Below are 675 nucleotides of genomic sequence, written 5' to 3'. Positions count from 1 at the left end.
CCCCGCCGGCGGCGACCGCGCCGCCGATCAGGACCACGGAGTACGCGACCACCCAGTGCATGGCGCCGATCCCCGCGTACTGCAGCAGCCACGGCCCCGCCCCGAGCGCGATGCCGATGGCGCGGAGCCGGTCGGGCCGCCGGGCCGAGAGGTGCACCAGCAGCAGGCCGGCCACCGCCACGAGCGACCAGAAGCAGGCCGCCGCGGGCACTTCGTACCAGCCAAGGCCGAGCAGGGTCACCCCGGGACCCAGCATCACGGCGAGCCGCGCCCCGGTCGCGAGGGCGACCGAGGCGGTCTCCCAGCGCCCCCGGCGGCCGGTGTCCACCAGGTCGGGTGGGGCGAGCAGCAGCAGGGCGGCCAGCGCTCCGGTTCGGAGCAGTTCACCGGTGGCCGGCCCGTACCGGCCGAGAATCAGCAGCGCGATGCCGAGATCGATCAGGGCCGCGAACGCCGCCACCGCCCGGGCCGGGCGCCAGCGGCCCGCTGTCGCGCAGAGCAGCGCCACGATCCAGGGAACGAACATCACCACGGCCATGACGGCCTGAACGGCGAGCATGCCAGGACGCGTGCCCGAGGAGTAGGCGGCGAACTGGACCAGGCCCGGCAGGCCGGATATGCGCTCTCCCGCCGCCAGGGCGAGTGCGACCGGGGCGGCGGCGGCCAGCATCCGGC

General features: G+C 76.0%; 1 pseudogene. It reads right to left on the bottom strand.

Annotated features, from left to right (window positions below):
• A pseudogene (locus AA75_RS49890) lies at nt 1-675 on the bottom strand (hypothetical protein); the annotation flags it as partial.

The sequence above is a fragment of the Kitasatospora sp. MBT63 genome, from assembly GCF_000710465.2.
Taxonomy (GTDB): Bacteria; Actinomycetota; Actinomycetes; order Streptomycetales; family Streptomycetaceae; genus Kitasatospora.
The sequence above is the reverse complement of the archived record's forward strand: the minus strand, read 5'-3'. Positions and strand labels throughout refer to the sequence as shown.